The organism is Paenibacillus humicus NBRC 102415, assembly GCF_004000905.1.
GTDB classification, from domain to species: domain Bacteria; phylum Bacillota; class Bacilli; order Paenibacillales; family Paenibacillaceae; genus Paenibacillus_O; species Paenibacillus_O humicus.
This window is the reverse complement of the sequence record NZ_BIMD01000002.1, coordinates 127,865-143,166: the sequence shown is the minus strand read 5'-3', so window position 1 is coordinate 143,166 and position 15,302 is coordinate 127,865. Positions and strand designations below refer to the sequence as shown.

Below are 15,302 nucleotides of genomic sequence, written 5' to 3'. Positions count from 1 at the left end.
GTCTAATTCTTCCTTTTGCGACATTCTTCATCACAATTCTGGAAATGTGATACAATAGTCTTAATATTCAATGTTCCTTAGAGGGGGGTTATTATGTCGGAAAAACACGCAGATAAATTACTTCATGTCCAGAACGGAGTTATACGTCACCTGTTATATTCAAAGGTAGACGAGCAGGATTTAATCAACCGTTATCGTGTAGTTGTCAAACGTGAAGTTAAACGAGATTTAAAAGTGGCTTTGGAGCGACTTGACAAGCAAAAACTAGTGGAGATTGTGGCTATCTCACCAGAGATAACTGAATCTGATATCGAAACCTGTTTTGAAGATAATCGATACAGCCGCAGACCCAATTTTCGGCTGTATATGCTGCGTCCGCATAACCCTCAACTTAGTTCATCCTCATTCATTGCAGATCACAAGAATAATACTGGTGTGTCCAAAATGAATGAGCTCCTCAAGCCAATCACTTACCCCAATGACAACATATTTGGACTACTTGCTATTGACCAAACAGTTGTCAATCACGAAACGGTAGAAATCTCATTACAATATCAAGAAAGATATAATTACATCAATCCTGAAACCGAACAGTCCGATTTTATTTACGAATTGAAGTTCGGCTTCTTATGGATCAACTTTGATCAACGCTTTGTGAGCATTAGTATACCTACTGAGTCACTGGTTGGAACAATATCCAAAACTCTTGAAAGAGCCTTTGATTGCTTTGTTTCACCTGTAAACATCACCAAAAAGATTGTCGACAGTGTGTTTAGCAAAGAGTCAATGAAAAGAACCACTTTGAGCAATCCTGACCCCGAATCAGGTAAGCCAAGCAAAGTTACTTTGGCTGACAGTGATCTTGGTAATAAGGTTGGTCAACTTACTGAATTCGATGGGTACGACTCGCCAAGTTCAGTTTATCAAGAAGCAATCGACGAGGACGGAGACTTCTTCTCAACTCTTGGGGTCAACAATGACAAAGGCAAGATTTATCTTACCCGTCAGCTTAAAGCCTCTGAAATGAGACGTTGGGGGATTTGGCGAATCGGACAGATCATGAATTACATTAACTCCATTCAGGAAAATGGTGAAATCGACGATAAGTTCGAATCATTTGGACTTGATGAAGATCCCGATCTTGTTGCCTTCACAACTACAAATGACGAGAAAAAAGTTATTTTGGAAGTCATTAAGGCAGTTGTCACCTGTAAGGTAAAAAAGATTGATAGCTTCAAGCTCCACGACTTAAATGTTGATAAAATTGTAGGTTCACTGAAGAAGCATACCATTACCCACTTCTATCCTTACTGCGATAGTTGCGACCATTATGCAGATATCACCTGTAATAACTGCGGAAACACCGACTTGTTAACGGTTTCCGTAAAAAGAGGACAGGTTCCAAAGGTCGTATGTTCATTCTGTTACACCGAACTTCAACAGGATAACGTTCGCTGCTTAATGGATCATAAGGTCAGAATAGACTCCTGGTATGATGGAGTCGTAATTAATCCTAAATCAACTTTAGTCGAACTTACCGAAAAAATCCTAAACAAGTATTTCCCGGATGAAGGATTTTCACATGAGGAAGAATCCTTCTATCTTCAAAACAATGTCGTTCACTATTCATCTAGAGTTTCTTCGAAAGTCATGTTCAAAGTAAGGGAACTTCAACAATTTAAGCCCGTTTGGGATCGGAGAATTACCCCTAAACGCCGCGAAGAACTTGCCGAAGTGTTGAGCTTACTTACAGAAAAATGTTCTAAACATAGTGTCGATGCCTGCCAAGCCTGTCAGCATGAAAAAAGCGTCCGCTGCATAATGAAACCTTTTGTAACGTTTACTGATCATAAATTACATCCGCATCATGGACAAGAATACGGTGATATCAGCTTTACCATCCAGATGCTTGGTATGGACGATGCCGTATTTGTAGGGATAGCCAAGAGTTATGAGAAGAAACCGATAAAACCAACAGACACAAAAGCTTATGAGATGCTTCAACAGTTTGTTTATAAATGTAAGGACACTACTGTCAATTGTTTAGGAATTGTGGTAGCAGGGGAACTTGAACAGGGTTTTGTAGCCGTGTTGCAGGATCTTGCCGGAAGGTACAAAAAGAAAGTCGTAATGTGGACTTACGAGGAATTGATGTTGGTGGTCGATTTTGCCATCAAGAAATATGATTTATCAATCGCTGAGGTTGTTGAAGAACTAAAGGCAGATAAAGTCAAAAGAAAACGGAAGCCTGCCAGTTAATATTTCGCAAAAATCAACCCTGTCATTCGACTTTGACAGGGTTGATTCATTTGCTATCAGACAGTGGGCAACCTAAACTATGTAGCACATCAACTTAAGGTTCATTTTTTACTTTCTTTTTTAATTCGTACAACAGAAAACCATCAAATAATAATACCCCACCTGACGAATTCCTTGATAAAAATTCGACAGTTGGAGCATTTATCCCTTCCTGATACTTGAAGTCATGTCTTAGCTTTCAGCTTCGCTACAATTAAGCCTCTAATGTATCAACCTAAACCCTCTCTGGTTTTTTGCCACCCCTGAATGCAGAGTGACCATCTAGATTCGCCAACAATATTTTTCGGGACGTTTTGTACTTATCTCCCACCATACCGAGCCGGATCAGGAAAAGTCTGAAAGTAAACTTATCATTGTCGGTGTCCTTGCCTTTGGGTGAAGTATACTTTAGCTTCATCGCGGTCTGGTTCAGCAATCCGACAAGGTGCGTATAGGCATGCATCTCTTCGGGACTACGTTCAGCTTGGAAAAACTTAAAGATGACCATACTGCTGTCGAAGTTGAAGGCTATGCCTGGGCAATATTGTTCACCGATTTCAGATATCACTGTCTTGAAACTTTCCAGTGTATCGACATTAGCTTCATTGATGGCTTTAGCAAAATCATCTTCGATAATATTCGATTCAATATCAAGTGATCTTTTTACAAGTACTTGTTTGCTGTAAAGCAAATTAACCAAATTTCTTAGGGATACCCCTGTATGACCTTCCAGCGGTACAGCTACTTCAAGTGGGGAGTTTGAGCTTGCCGTGAGCTCGACCGGATCGCCTGATTCAACTTGAATGACTGGTTCAACTTGGTCATTGGGTTCGCGTGGTTCGTCTTGTATGGCAGCAACCTGTCCAGTTAATACGCTGTCGAGATCAACCTCCATGCCATTCGAATTCGTGATCTTGCCCGCTCTGTCAATCGAGTAAATCTCCGTGTCAGTCTCAATCTGATAAATAAAGCTCGGAACCCCCATATACTTAGGCTTTACTCCAAAATGATCGCCTAACGTCTTTATGATTTCTTTTCTGTCCATAACAACCTCCAATTAGAATTTACATCTTCAATGAGATAGGCGTTACCGCCTTTCATTGAGGTTGTTGTAGTTCTAACTTGGACGGTGATTTAATGCAAGTAATTGTTGAGCATACCCCAAATAAATACAACTTGACGGATATAGAAAGCAGATGTACTATTTAACTATAAGCTACTAGCTACTCGCTATTAGCTACTATGAGTAAATCTCGAACAGAAAGGAGAATGTCAAATGAGAATCGATAAAAACACTTCTCTGGAAGACTTGATGAACATTGCCAAAGCAACTGTTCCAAGTCTGGATCAAGGTGAGGAGTTCCTTGTCAAAGACCTGTTTCGGGGCTTTGAATGGAACCGGATCGCTAAGGGCAATCGTACTAAGCTTGGCTCCATGTTCTTAAACTACGCCGAGAACCATGCGAGTAACTCCCTTGAAATATTAGGGAAAACGCCGCAAAATCAGCAGATGTACAGAAAGCTGTAGCTACAAAAAGAACCGAATCAATGTGCATCCATACCACATCGATTCGGTTCTTTTCATTTGCCTAAATGCTCTTGAGATGAAACCAGCATGACCATTCCTTTAACTATTTTGACGCGACTTAGTGAGATCCCTCGCTTCGGATATCGTTGAGCAAGTGAACAATGTATCCAACATACACCACACTCTGCCATTGGGATATATGTTTCCGGTCTTAACTTCATTACTTGGAGCAAATGGAACTCCTAAGTGATATACGAAACTTGGTTTCCACTCCTCGTCTTTAGCCTCCGAAAAAACTTTAGACATGTTAGTGACAACCTCATACCCTTCTATGTGATGAATCGATTGCAGTTTTCCATCATAACGAAATGCAATGTAGTTAGGTGGCTCTTTTACCCATCCATTACCACCGACTGGGTGAAAGTATCTCCTCTTCTTGCTAATAATGTCTCTCCATGAAATTGACCAACCATCAGGAGATCCAGCTCCAACAGATACTACATACACCATATTCGAGTCTTGCTTCTGCATTGTCATCAAACTCCCCAAATAAACATTCAATTCTTGCAATAACCGCTTCTCAGCATGTGTTCCGAGTGGATGTGCCAGCTTGGAGAATTGGTAAAAGTCTTTCCATGATAATACCTCAACCGGAAAACCATTTACTTGATCTGGGACACGGTGCTTGGCATAATCTCTACTGCATTCGCTCAATACAATCAGTCGCTTATCATGGCAAGAATTTTGCATGAAGGATGTTCTGGTTGCATACTTTAGGAGCTGTGTGATGTCTGGAAGGTTCCAGCCTCTCTTCGCCTCAATAATTAAGTGAAATTCTTGGGTCAACTCAATTTCTATATCAGTGAATCCTTTGCCCTTTTCATATTCCTGCATCCGAATTTCAACTTCATTAACATCACCGTTCCATTTAAGAACATTTTGGAGAAAGACCTTCAGAAATGAAGGGCACTGCGTCAACCCCCATGCCACACTGTAGCTTATATCGTTCTCATTCTCACCTAATAGATGAAATACACTTTTCATTTCTCGACTATGTAAAAATAATTTAGTCATACCATTTACCTCAAGTCGTTTATGATATCAATCGTTCAGGTACTGCTAGAAACTTATCGGGGCACCCCCTTACCTGAATGTTATTTCCCCAAATATAGAACTTCCAATGCTCACCTTCTCTAGGATTCAAAATCTGATTATCAAGAGTCATCATTTTACGCAGTTCTTTGAAATCTACAATATAGATATTACCATCTTCCAAACGAACCACTAAAACTGCTATCTCCGCATCATCCAAAAGTTCGACCTGTTTTGTCGTAAGGTCGAACCAACCCCTACCGATCGTATGAATCTTGGAGTGTGGAGTACAAATGACAATTCGTTTTCCATCCGCAATTCCCTGATACATAATTTTCTTCCCCTTTATCATAGAAAAGGAGCAGCCGTACTTTTTCTCCAACTTGTTAATAACAATTTTCTTGTCAGGAACAGGCATTGTAATACCCCCTTATTCCGTCTTTTTCCACATCATAGCATATGGTTCTGTAGTCTGCAGATGATTTGGCATGACTAACAACATGTTGTTAATCCGCCGCGGCTAAACACTGTTACACTACTTATTTCTGTCCCCAGGCACAAAGTCATTCCGACACCACCTGACAAAATTGGCTGAATGGGTTAGGTATGTCTTGGCGGTGTTCTCTTTAAGAAGACCGGCTTTCAGATTCTCGATTACCTCTTGCTCGTACTGCTCATACAATAACTCCAATTGCTTAATAAAGTCTAGCGATGCTTTCATCCGGTTAGCCCCCTCGAGATAAGTCTTAAGTTCATTATAATGAACTGGTTCAGCCATTTTTATCAGTAGTTAAAGTCATAGTCGTTTCCTCCAAGATAAAATCTTATAATGATTATCGTCATTTAGTACAAAAGCCAGATGCATATATTTGCACCTGGCTTTAAAGAATCAATTACTAGCTTACCATTCAAGCGCATCGTCTTCTTGATAAATTGAGATTGCGTAATCGATAAAATCCATCAATTTTCTCCTGCTAATTTTATCTATACTGATTTGATATTTTGTACCATACTTCATATGGAGTTCTAGGGCAGTAATATCTAAACCTAAAAATCGATCTTCGTTAATACTTGTATAATCAATATCCTCATATTTTGCTATGAATTTTGAAGTGAAGTTTGCCGAATCCTTCACGCAAACTGAGTCAATCGTTAAGACTAATCCAGACTTTCCATTGCTTCCAATGCTCGTATCAGTAATATCGATTATTTCATCCTTGTTGTATTGACCTTGGCAAATAATTTCCCTGGCATTTTTAACTCTTGGTGCATATTCATCGCCGGGTGTATAGCCAAAGATCTCTTCAAACTTTTCAACCAGTGCAGACTTTAAATCACTCATTCCATTACTCTCCAATCTCTTAAGCATGTCGCATGACTTATAGTTTATTGCGTAGAATTGTTCCAGAGTCATTTGATCTTTAAAGAACAACTCGTATGATTCATCTATTCTACATATGACGGGGCGTGTTTCGTAAATACTACATAGATTCGTCTCCACGTCAAAATGAAGACATACCCCATCGCCCCGATCCAAATGTTTGTATTGCTCGGTCATCCCTACCTTTTTACAACACAATCCGCATTGATCACAGTTAAACATTTATTGATTCATCAGCGTATTGAGGTACTTATTACCGTTCTCAAGCACATATTCTGTCGCTTCATCCAATTGACCCTCTTGCTTAAGAAGCGGCGAATCGAGAATAACCTTAATAGCCTGAGCTAATTGGACGCATTTGTATATCTCTTCTTGTTCTGTCTTAGAATAATCCTGCCAGTTAACCCCTTTTGAATCAATAATATCGCGTAACACTCCTACTTGATAAGCAAAAAAGACATCTAGCTTTTTTAATAGCTCAGTTAGCTGATTCGCTCGAGTAAAAATTGCTTTCAAGGCTATACCGATGTTCCTTGCCTGCTTCTTAAAAGCCTTGGCTTTATCATAGTTGCCGTATGCATCGTTTAAAGCGGATTTAGCTTGGCTCGCAAAAATAGCTCCACCAATGGCAAGTGCTGGTCCAGCCACAATACCCCCAAGAACAACCATACCGCCTGTTACTCCTAAACCGCCTGCGGTTAAAGCCCCTCCACCAAGCCACGCCAGTGTCGCGTTTGTCGCGGCTACACCTGAAAGGGTACCTAATGCCGTACCAGTCGTAGCTGTAACTATAAGCCCACCAAGTCCACTCATAACAACACTGTATGTACCGTAGGCAAGTAAAGCCCCAGACCCGATTGCCGCTAATCCGTTAATCGCAATTTTCTTCGCTTCAAATGATGCCTCCTTTAATTGCTTAAAACTCTCACTTGTCGGATTGAAGTTTTTGAGTTCATCGATCCCTTGGCTGTTTTTAAGATCGATATTCTTAATTTTTTCAAAATTCAATACAAAGTCATTGATCGACGTTGTAAGAATTCGAATTTTCTCCTGTCCAAGCTCTGTAATGGCTTCATTTGTACTTTCCCTTGCCATTGCAATAAAGTCTTCCGACTCTTTTGCAATGTCCTGGGACGTCTGGTTAATGGATTTAGCTCTATCCATATCCCTCTTTGCTTCGAAGCCTTTCTTGACTCCTGCCGCGGCAGTAATAGCCGCTATCCCTGCTGCAATTGCAGGTATTAATGGTAATGGCATGTATACTCCTCCTTGATAAAATTAAAATTCTAAGACCGCATTCTTGTCGGACATAAAAGTATCAAACTCTGTGAAATTCTTAAATTTTAAGGCTCCACCCATTTCAATCGCAATATTACTTAGCCCTTGCGTGAATAACTCAATATTTTCAAACCGACTTGCAGTTTCAATCATAGAAAGTGATTCAGTAAAAACCTTCTGTCTTTCAGCGTAAAATCTTTCAACCATTTCCTGTAGTTCATTACCCTGTTTATTCATCGCTTCTATAGCGGCTGATGCAATTGCACTTATCTTTGCCCTTCTTTCTGCTGAAAATCGTTCCTCTCGAAGGGTCTGCATACATGCATTATAGATTGATGAGCTTGCTAAATATCCAACCATACCCCCAATGACTGTTCCTACGCCTGGGAATACTGCTGTTCCTATTGCCGCACCAAAGCTGGCTGCCATCATGCCGGTACCTTTTTCACCTAATTCTTCAACAAGCTGAAGGCTATCTATTTCACCTTTGGCATATCGAATTAGCGATTTACCCACTTGAACTGTGGCAGTGGCGATCATAGCAGGCATGTTGCTCTTTGATAGGTTAACAAAGACACTTTCCTTACTTGCTGCCATGAAACCCCTGATGGCAGTATCAGTAGCACCTATGACATATGCAGTAGCAGCTCCTGCCGCAGTATCCTTGGCTACATCCACAATCGCCTCTCCGACACGCTTCTTACCTCTAATGAGACTAGTTACGTTTTGGGCAGTTGAGATCGCTACAGAAATTACAGCTGCGCTCTTTGCATTTTCAAGACCCGATTGATGTGCAGTTTCTAACACATATTTTGCAGTTGCTAATTTGGGATGTTCGCGCAGGAATATGGCTTCTTTTGAAGTAATTCCGCTATCCTTTAAGTCACTCGAAACTTGACGATACCTCTCTGCCTTCTCTTCTAAGATACCAGCTTTATCGAACTGCCCTTGTGTTCTAAGTTTTTCAGCTTGCTCAGTCAAGTCCCTTGCTTTATCCTCGGCGTACTTCTTTGCAATTTCGTACTGCTCTTGTGGGACTAAGACATCATTCCCACGATATCTATTCCAATCATCTTTCGTCATTTTCCTTACCAATTCTTCTGAACTCTTCTTTATTTCTTCCGGAGTCTCAAACTTCCCATAAAACTTCATTTGAGCACCCCACGTAGGGTTGCCCGAATCATCAATAGATAAGACGTCGAATTGCGGGTCATTTCCTCTACCGATATCATTAGATCGGTAGACTCGAGTGTCGTTCTTATTGATAATATTTTCGGCGTTCGTTTTATCAACATAATGGATCTCGGCTGAAAATCCAGCTTGCTGCTTTATATTCTGATACTTAAAATCAGGATGCACCTTCGATTCGGACATCTGCTTGAGTCCTTTTCTAATGATGTCTCCATCGGCATCGACAGATCCTTTATACCCCTTGATAAACTCCGATGCTGCACGACCATAACGCTCAATATTTTCTGTTGTTGCTGCTCCAATAGTCGAATCAATTAAACCGTTATGACCTTTTTTCTTATCTTTATCGCCCATAGAAATATCCCTTTCGAACGAATGGTTATAGGTATATTGTACCAATTCGACAATCTGCAATAAATACCTGCCTGCTTCATTATGTGATACTGCAAAAATTTGCATTGATGCTAAGGTACTGCTTACGCTTCTTATTTTACAAGTGAATTTTGACATGAGTCTGTCAGCGAATGTTTGTTCTCAATAAAAATTGTGACTTCTTACATGGGGAAGGTGGATAAGTGGGTAAGCTGTGTAGGACAGTTCGTATTGAAAATCGGGTAAACCTAATACAGAAAAGCCGCCAAATTAGTTGGCGGCTCTGCTTACCCCTTATAACGCGATTTTATCCAACAACACTAAACTGTACCGATTACCTAGCTCTGATACCTTAGCAAAATCTCGGGTCAAAGATCCCGCTAAAGCAACAATGATTGTATCTCCGTTCAGGGCGGTCTTCAAGAGCTTTTTGTAGCCTGGTCGATCATCGTCTAAGCCGCTAAACCCGTCATCGATGAATACTTCTTCAATGAGAAACCCTTTTTCATTGGCATACTGCATGCACTTTTTGACTTGGGCTATGATTGCATCAGGGAATTGCATTGCACTTCTTGCATAGACGTAATATTTCATTGTAAATTCCTCCGTTTGAATAAATTGATTAGGATCGAATGTTATTGTGCTGTTCTTTAAGCATCGATAGAAGAAACCCCAAGAAGTGATTAGGGCATGTTGTTGTATACCATAGTTCCGACAAGTCTTGCAAATGTCGCTTCGATAGGGTGACCGAACAGTAAACCCAAAAGGATCAGGTCGTAATCGCTATTTGTTTTCCCACTTAAATACCCCTGAAGGCAGTCGAGAATCTTTTGCTCACTTAGTGCCCGGATTTTGCTTTGGACAAACTCATTCATGATGAAACCTTTTCGTTCTCCGTAGTGAGCTTCTTCCAACAACTCATATGATTTGATAAAGGCTTCTAAATCGAAGTGCTGCCCAAAAGTGTGATTACCAACGAATCCAAATGAAACTCCATACCTGATTTGTTGCGTCATTGCATATTCTAAAGCCATTCCGTCGAACCAGAACATAGCATCATCTGTTAGTGCTACATATCCAAATGGTTTTTGTCTATCTTCCACAGCTTCTTTAAGTTTGTCGATTCTAGCCTGCTCATCTTTGTAGTACCAATCACAACTGAATGCTAAGTTGCGCCAACTATGCATTTTTGACTTGAACGGAATTTCGATCTTCGGGAATTTATAGCTTACAACTCGATGACCCTTGTTTAATTCCATAACCTCAAATGAGTTCTCATTCTCGTTTCTGTAAAAGCCAGTTAGTCCTCTATCCTTGTTATCCCTGTACTCACCAATTCCAGATTTTGCTGTACTGCTGTAGCCTACGAGCTTAACCAATTTCTTTTCCATTCTGTTTTTCCTCCTAGTTTTCATTTGCGTACACTATCTTGCCTATGACTCTTGAGCAATATGTTGAAATTAAAAAAGATGATGTCGGGAGACATCATCTCCATTAAGGGTTTTACCTAACTGATTGCTTTTTACAAGGAGATACTAAGAGTTTGGCATTTTCCTCTAGATGCATTATTTTTTTGAACAATTTTATAACTCTACCCTGCTCAGGATAGAGGAATGGAACAATAATCTCGCCACTTTGGGTGACTGCACCCCAACTGTCATCTTTCTTAAAAACAATCGCACCTTCAACATAAAACTTGAGGACATCATCGAATTCGAATGGAATTACCGTAGCACCTTCTTGATTGATCGTCCCCCACTTGCCCTCCTTCTTGACAACTACCGTTCCTTCAATAAAACCTTCATAACCGGGAATATAAGATTCAAACACTTCATCGAACTCGAAAGGTATTACCGTCCGACCAGTACTATCAATGAAACCCCACCTATCATTGCAACCTTTAACTGCGGCTAACCCCTCGGAGAAATCTTTAGCTTCTTGATACTGTAATGGGATTGCTTCATTACCATATTGGTCGATGTAACCCATGAGCTTAGGACAATAAGGGTTATAATGTAAGATGGAACGCTCAGAACCGTTGAAAGGGTCGTCAAGGAAATCAATTGGATCATCTTCTTCCTCATTTTCATGAAACTTGTCTAGATACTCCCCCACGGGTTGAGTGTACTTACCTACGACAACTCTCCCATCAGAGAATGATCCCACAAGATTGTAACCCCTCGAGAAGGGAACTACTTCTTTCCCTCGATGATCCAAATATGCGTAGATACCGCTCTGATTCTCAACCCTAATCAAACCGTAATCAACCATCTGCAAGTTAAGATACTCGCATGGGATTATTAATTCGTCTTCCTCATTCACTAAGCCATACAGACCATACCAAGCCAGCCCTTCTTCATTGTCCTTGTTTACGACGATTCCTAACCCACCGATGCGATCAACTACTTCTCCGAACTTGGACTCTCGTTTTTCCATGCCATTCTTCCTCCTTGATATTTGTCATTAAAATTTGTTTCTACTCTTATGTCTACGACTCTTGAGCCAACTCCGTAAGTTGTTTTCAACTCCCCCCGAGCAAAGATCGTGATACCCTATCGAAGTAGTACAACGCAAAAAAAAAATCACACCCCCTGTGAAGTGTGATTTTTGTTTCTGTATAATTTACTCACTACTGCTGATTGCAAACCGCTAAAGCTTTTACCGACCGCTTTATTATCAATCTCGCCAGTTCAACCCCTTCAAGAAAAGAGATTTGTGCCGCTTAAAGAGGAAAATTTGCTTCAGAATTTCAATAAATAAGGAAGAACATCACCACATATAAAAAAGATGCCGTTTTTATTGGCATCTGCAATGTGACGAAAAAACTATCCTTGATAGACCTCCGGTTTAATTAAGTTACCAGAATACTCTCTGGCTCCTGCAAGATACGATTGAACGTTTGGAGCTGCTTCTCGTTAAAACTGTCAGCTTGCTTACCTTCCATATTTATTGCCCACCATAAAGTGCCGTTAATTGCACAATTTCCACAGGTTCTCGGAGATATGATCTTGAACTGACCCATTTGGGGAGGGTAGTCCCATCCTTGATCGTATCCCTGTTCTGGAGACAGAACTTCTTCTTTACCACATACCTCGCAAATATGACGCAAGAGCATATTTATACCCCTCTCATGATTGAAATGTGTTATAACCGCTTCAAGTTCAGCCCTGGTACTGACTCCTTACTAACTCTTTCACCGTTTACAATAAGTCTCGGGTGAAGTGGGTAGAGTGGTTTTTCTGGTCGAGGATGGTGAGATAGAGGGAAATCGGAGAAGCCATATAGGTTTCCCTCAGAGCTTACCTGTCCTGGATTGCTGTTCTTTCTCTGCTTGATCTTTGTTTGATTCCTTACAGTCGTTGTCTTGTTTATATGTTTTGTTTCTGTCGTCATGTGCTGAAATTCATTTGTACTGTAGATTTATAAAAAATTCTTCAATGACCAACTATTTATCCATTTTTTCTTCGATAGGCATTATGAAAATCGGCTTAGAGCTTTAATCGATCAATTAAATAATCATCCGTCAAACGATAGGTGAGGATTTCATCGACACCTTCAATTACTGGATAATTAGTTAAATGCCCCCGCTCCAACAACCACTCTTTTCAATTGCATCCCGAACTCCATCGGTGCAGGGATGTTCAAAGCCGACAAACTGATCAAATCGAATTCTTCTTTCCGTTTTCTTAGGTAATGTCTAATTTTAATCGCATCCTGTTTAATAGATGGCATAGTTTGGATTATGGGCAGTCCAGATGAAGACATCGCAGTATAATGCTTGAAAATGTGATCCAAGGCATCAAAGATTATTACCCAGTTTATTTGTACGTTCTCATTTGTTAATCCAATTACCTCCTTGAAATCCTTTTGGGTACGTATACAATTATGAAGCATGACACATAGATACCTGCTGTCCTCATAGTATTTTTGTAACTTATCCTGATTGTTCAAAAGATTCACATCGGGGCGAAACTCACTGTAGTTTCCAACAAACGTTCCAGAATGACAGCACTGTTGCTTGTCAATAAATAGAGCAATGAGTAAACCATCGGGTCTTCCTATCATTTCCGAGAACCCCTTTCTATAAATATTTTTTCTCGAACGAGAAAATCGGACAACCATTACAAGTAAAGATTTGCATTATCGTGTTCGGCTCAACTACATGTTTACAACACACCTTGCCGCATAGTCGCATGAGATTCTGTAACCTTATAAAGTCCCATCCATCCATAAACCGTTTTATGTCATTATCCGTTCTGATTGATAAGACTCTTTCCTTTAATGCAGAAATATCATACGGTTTGATTTCATTATTACTAATTCCAATTTCAAGTAATGACTCCAGCTTTGAAATTACGCTCAGGCACTCATCTTTGAACTCCTTTACACCACTTTCAGCCATAGTAACCTTCTCCCTTATTACGGTTTCATTTTGCTTCGTACTGCAGAACATTGATTTCAACGACCCCAAATTCATAAAAACTATCCGAATCAATATCCCCGCAATGAAGAATTACTCGGTACCGACCAGTCCTTGCGTCCTCACGAAGCCGGTTCCGTTCTGCATCGCTGCCTTCTCTTTCAATGTAGGTATCGATGATGACGATACTGTGCTGATCAGCGAAAGAATGTATCTGGTGGAGCTGCGCGGCGATAACTCGTTCAGCTTCCTCTCGATCCATGTTTACCACTGATATATAGACCGCCGCGGCGATTACTTCATTGTTTTTATGGAGTTGTCCCAACAAATTCATCCTTGATCACATCCCCTGCCACTGATAAGCCATTTAACATCTTGGTAGCTTCAATATATTTAGCGCGAACGTCTAACTGCTCGACCAACACTTCATTTGCTCCAATGGCATCCATCGCTTTCTTACTTATCCCAACTTCAAGATGATCGTTCCAGCATTTGATCATTGGGCGCGTATACATCAAATCTGAAATATGCTCCTTCAATCCCTCGAAATGGAATTGAGCATACTCGACAGAATTTTGGGTCACGTATTTAATGAAGGAAAGGTAGGTGATGTCAACAACTCGACAGAATGTAATACCTATTAATTTTTGTAGTATCATCAGGCTTTTAGGGATGCTATCCTTATTTACCTCCGACCTATATTCATCCTCGGATTTCAATATGTGTTTGAACACTATCTCGCGAAACCTCTCTAAGTTTTGAATATTACCTTCATCAATACCGTTATCCCTCATTACTTTAATGATGCATTCGAAATCAATCCGCCGAACTACTTTGATAAATTCTGGACTCATATTTAGCAGAAGACGAATACCCCGACAGAAATTCTTAAATGACAGATATTGCGCCCACTCAGCCTTACTGACTATTGAAGCCCCCATAAATATTTGTTGCCCTTTGTCGATTAAGTCGATTTCCCATTTGATAACCGAATTGATAGCTGGCATATACTTCTCAACTGCTGCAAAATTGTTTTTGGCATCAATCTGCTGAAGTCGCTCAGAACGCTTTATAGCTACTATTTCATTTTTCAGCTTTTCGAAATACTGCTGGAGGACACCTGAATCCATACTGTAGAATTGTGGACGAAGCGAAGTCCCCGACCACCAATCATCTACATGCGGTTCGATGAAATGTTGAATCTGGATACCTTCTTCCTTAATTGCGTCCAGTAATAATTCAGTTGGCTTTTTTGTCCTTTCAAGAAGTTGCCATAGGTTTTCCACCTTGCATGGACAGTAAGAAATATGTCGAAGTCTCGGAAAGCGAGTATCGTACTTTGTATTTCCATCAACCAGATCTTTGAGAAAAGTGTCGTTGGAGAGCATCCTCTTAGGATAACCCTCAGTGCAAAACACGATTTCCTCAAGAGATGATAGAATACGCCCCGAGGTAATTGAAGAAAGAATCGACTTATATTTCTGTGATTCTGAAGCTAATACTTCCGTGTCCTTCTTACATATTGTTCTTAAATCAACACGTTCAATTAGAGTACGCGAACGCTGGCTTGTTACAAAATGCTGAATAACTGCCCAGTCGAACCCAATGACTAGCCGACGAAAATTGTTCGGTGACCATTCATGTATGATCGGTTTAGGCTTATGAGGGGAGCGCTTCTTTCGCTCAATAGCTGCTACACCTTTATTGATGAATTTTTGAAGTTCTCGAAATCTATACATTGC

Annotated in this window: 14 protein-coding genes; 2 read left to right on the top strand and 12 right to left on the bottom strand. The window is 40.4% G+C overall.

All coding sequences use genetic code 11. The features are described from left to right. Positions 1-93 precede the first annotated feature (93 nt). The gene (locus PHU01S_RS02530) at positions 94-2,259 is read left to right on the top strand and encodes a hypothetical protein (RefSeq protein WP_127505959.1); all 2,166 of its coding nucleotides are present in this window, start codon (positions 94-96) and stop codon (positions 2,257-2,259) included. 274 nt (positions 2,260-2,533) lie between these two features. Here the strand turns inward: PHU01S_RS02530 and PHU01S_RS02525 are convergent, their stop codons facing one another. Then, positions 2,534-3,343 carry a virulence-related protein gene (locus tag PHU01S_RS02525; RefSeq protein WP_127505957.1) on the bottom strand — a complete coding sequence of 270 codons (810 nt, stop codon included), beginning with the start codon at positions 3,341-3,343 and terminating at the stop codon, positions 2,534-2,536. 231 nt (positions 3,344-3,574) lie between these two features. On the opposite strand from PHU01S_RS02525, the gene PHU01S_RS02520 reads away from it, so the two are divergent. Next, a complete protein-coding gene (locus PHU01S_RS02520; RefSeq protein WP_205571027.1) occupies positions 3,575-3,826 on the top strand; it encodes a single-stranded DNA-binding protein in 252 nt (83 codons plus the stop codon). Positions 3,827-3,925: 99 nt separating this feature from the next. Here the strand turns inward: PHU01S_RS02520 and PHU01S_RS02515 are convergent, their stop codons facing one another. From PHU01S_RS02515 to PHU01S_RS02455, 11 genes are all read right to left on the bottom strand, one after another. After that, the gene (locus PHU01S_RS02515) at positions 3,926-4,900 is read right to left on the bottom strand and encodes a hypothetical protein (RefSeq protein WP_127505955.1); all 975 of its coding nucleotides are present in this window, start codon (positions 4,898-4,900) and stop codon (positions 3,926-3,928) included. Positions 4,901-4,919: 19 nt separating this feature from the next. Further along, the gene (locus PHU01S_RS02510) at positions 4,920-5,336 is read right to left on the bottom strand and encodes a Rieske (2Fe-2S) protein (RefSeq protein WP_127505953.1); all 417 of its coding nucleotides are present in this window, start codon (positions 5,334-5,336) and stop codon (positions 4,920-4,922) included. A gap of 483 nt (positions 5,337-5,819) precedes the next feature. Then, positions 5,820-6,521 (bottom strand): YkgJ family cysteine cluster protein, encoded by a 702-nt coding sequence (locus tag PHU01S_RS27205; RefSeq protein ID WP_127505951.1) that lies wholly within the window; start codon positions 6,519-6,521, stop codon positions 5,820-5,822. Further along, positions 6,522-7,556 carry a hypothetical protein gene (locus PHU01S_RS02495; protein WP_127505949.1) on the bottom strand — a complete coding sequence of 345 codons (1,035 nt, stop codon included), beginning with the start codon at positions 7,554-7,556 and terminating at the stop codon, positions 6,522-6,524. A 21-nt stretch (positions 7,557-7,577) separates the two neighbouring features. Beyond that, on the bottom strand, positions 7,578-9,278 hold the full coding sequence (locus PHU01S_RS02490; protein WP_127505947.1) for a hypothetical protein: 1,701 nt from the start codon (positions 9,276-9,278) through the stop codon (positions 7,578-7,580). 156 nt (positions 9,279-9,434) lie between these two features. Next, on the bottom strand, positions 9,435-9,734 hold the full coding sequence (locus PHU01S_RS02485; RefSeq protein WP_127505945.1) for a recombinase family protein: 300 nt from the start codon (positions 9,732-9,734) through the stop codon (positions 9,435-9,437). 89 nt (positions 9,735-9,823) lie between these two features. Continuing rightward, the gene (locus tag PHU01S_RS02480) at positions 9,824-10,531 is read right to left on the bottom strand and encodes a hypothetical protein (protein ID WP_127505943.1); all 708 of its coding nucleotides are present in this window, start codon (positions 10,529-10,531) and stop codon (positions 9,824-9,826) included. Between the two features lie 112 nt (positions 10,532-10,643). After that, positions 10,644-11,576 carry a WG repeat-containing protein gene (locus tag PHU01S_RS02475; RefSeq protein ID WP_127505941.1) on the bottom strand — a complete coding sequence of 311 codons (933 nt, stop codon included), beginning with the start codon at positions 11,574-11,576 and terminating at the stop codon, positions 10,644-10,646. Positions 11,577-12,710: 1,134 nt separating this feature from the next. After that, a complete protein-coding gene (locus tag PHU01S_RS02465) occupies positions 12,711-13,205 on the bottom strand; it encodes a hypothetical protein (protein ID WP_127505937.1) in 495 nt (164 codons plus the stop codon). A 362-nt stretch (positions 13,206-13,567) separates the two neighbouring features. Further along, positions 13,568-13,894 carry a hypothetical protein gene (locus tag PHU01S_RS02460; protein WP_127505935.1) on the bottom strand — a complete coding sequence of 109 codons (327 nt, stop codon included), beginning with the start codon at positions 13,892-13,894 and terminating at the stop codon, positions 13,568-13,570. Further along, positions 13,869-15,299: a hypothetical protein gene (locus tag PHU01S_RS02455; RefSeq protein WP_127505933.1), complete on the bottom strand. Its 1,431-nt coding sequence runs from the start codon at positions 15,297-15,299 to the stop codon at positions 13,869-13,871. The genes PHU01S_RS02460 and PHU01S_RS02455 overlap by 26 nt, the downstream gene beginning before the upstream one ends. Positions 15,300-15,302: the final 3 nt, after the last annotated feature.

Excerpts from the sequence above, each read along its gene's own strand:
- PHU01S_RS27205 (WP_127505951.1), bottom strand. The coding sequence starts at position 6,521 with ATGTTTAACTGTGATCAATGCGGATTGTGTTGTAAAAAGGTAGGGATG.
- PHU01S_RS02480 (WP_127505943.1), bottom strand. The coding sequence starts at position 10,531 with ATGGAAAAGAAATTGGTTAAGCTCGTAGGCTACAGCAGTACAGCAAAA.
- PHU01S_RS02485 (WP_127505945.1), bottom strand. The coding sequence starts at position 9,734 with ATGAAATATTACGTCTATGCAAGAAGTGCAATGCAATTCCCTGATGCA.
- PHU01S_RS02510 (WP_127505953.1), bottom strand. The coding sequence starts at position 5,336 with ATGCCTGTTCCTGACAAGAAAATTGTTATTAACAAGTTGGAGAAAAAG.
- PHU01S_RS02460 (WP_127505935.1), bottom strand. The coding sequence starts at position 13,894 with ATGAATTTGTTGGGACAACTCCATAAAAACAATGAAGTAATCGCCGCG.
- PHU01S_RS02465 (WP_127505937.1), bottom strand. The coding sequence starts at position 13,205 with ATGATAGGAAGACCCGATGGTTTACTCATTGCTCTATTTATTGACAAG.
- PHU01S_RS02495 (WP_127505949.1), bottom strand. The coding sequence starts at position 7,556 with ATGCCATTACCATTAATACCTGCAATTGCAGCAGGGATAGCGGCTATT.
- PHU01S_RS02515 (WP_127505955.1), bottom strand. The coding sequence starts at position 4,900 with ATGACTAAATTATTTTTACATAGTCGAGAAATGAAAAGTGTATTTCAT.
- PHU01S_RS02520 (WP_205571027.1), top strand. The coding sequence starts at position 3,575 with ATGAGAATCGATAAAAACACTTCTCTGGAAGACTTGATGAACATTGCC.
- PHU01S_RS02490 (WP_127505947.1), bottom strand. The coding sequence starts at position 9,278 with ATGTCAAAATTCACTTGTAAAATAAGAAGCGTAAGCAGTACCTTAGCA.
- PHU01S_RS02455 (WP_127505933.1), bottom strand. The coding sequence starts at position 15,299 with ATGTATAGATTTCGAGAACTTCAAAAATTCATCAATAAAGGTGTAGCA.
- PHU01S_RS02525 (WP_127505957.1), bottom strand. The coding sequence starts at position 3,343 with ATGGACAGAAAAGAAATCATAAAGACGTTAGGCGATCATTTTGGAGTA.
- PHU01S_RS02530 (WP_127505959.1), top strand. The coding sequence starts at position 94 with ATGTCGGAAAAACACGCAGATAAATTACTTCATGTCCAGAACGGAGTT.
- PHU01S_RS02475 (WP_127505941.1), bottom strand. The coding sequence starts at position 11,576 with ATGGAAAAACGAGAGTCCAAGTTCGGAGAAGTAGTTGATCGCATCGGT.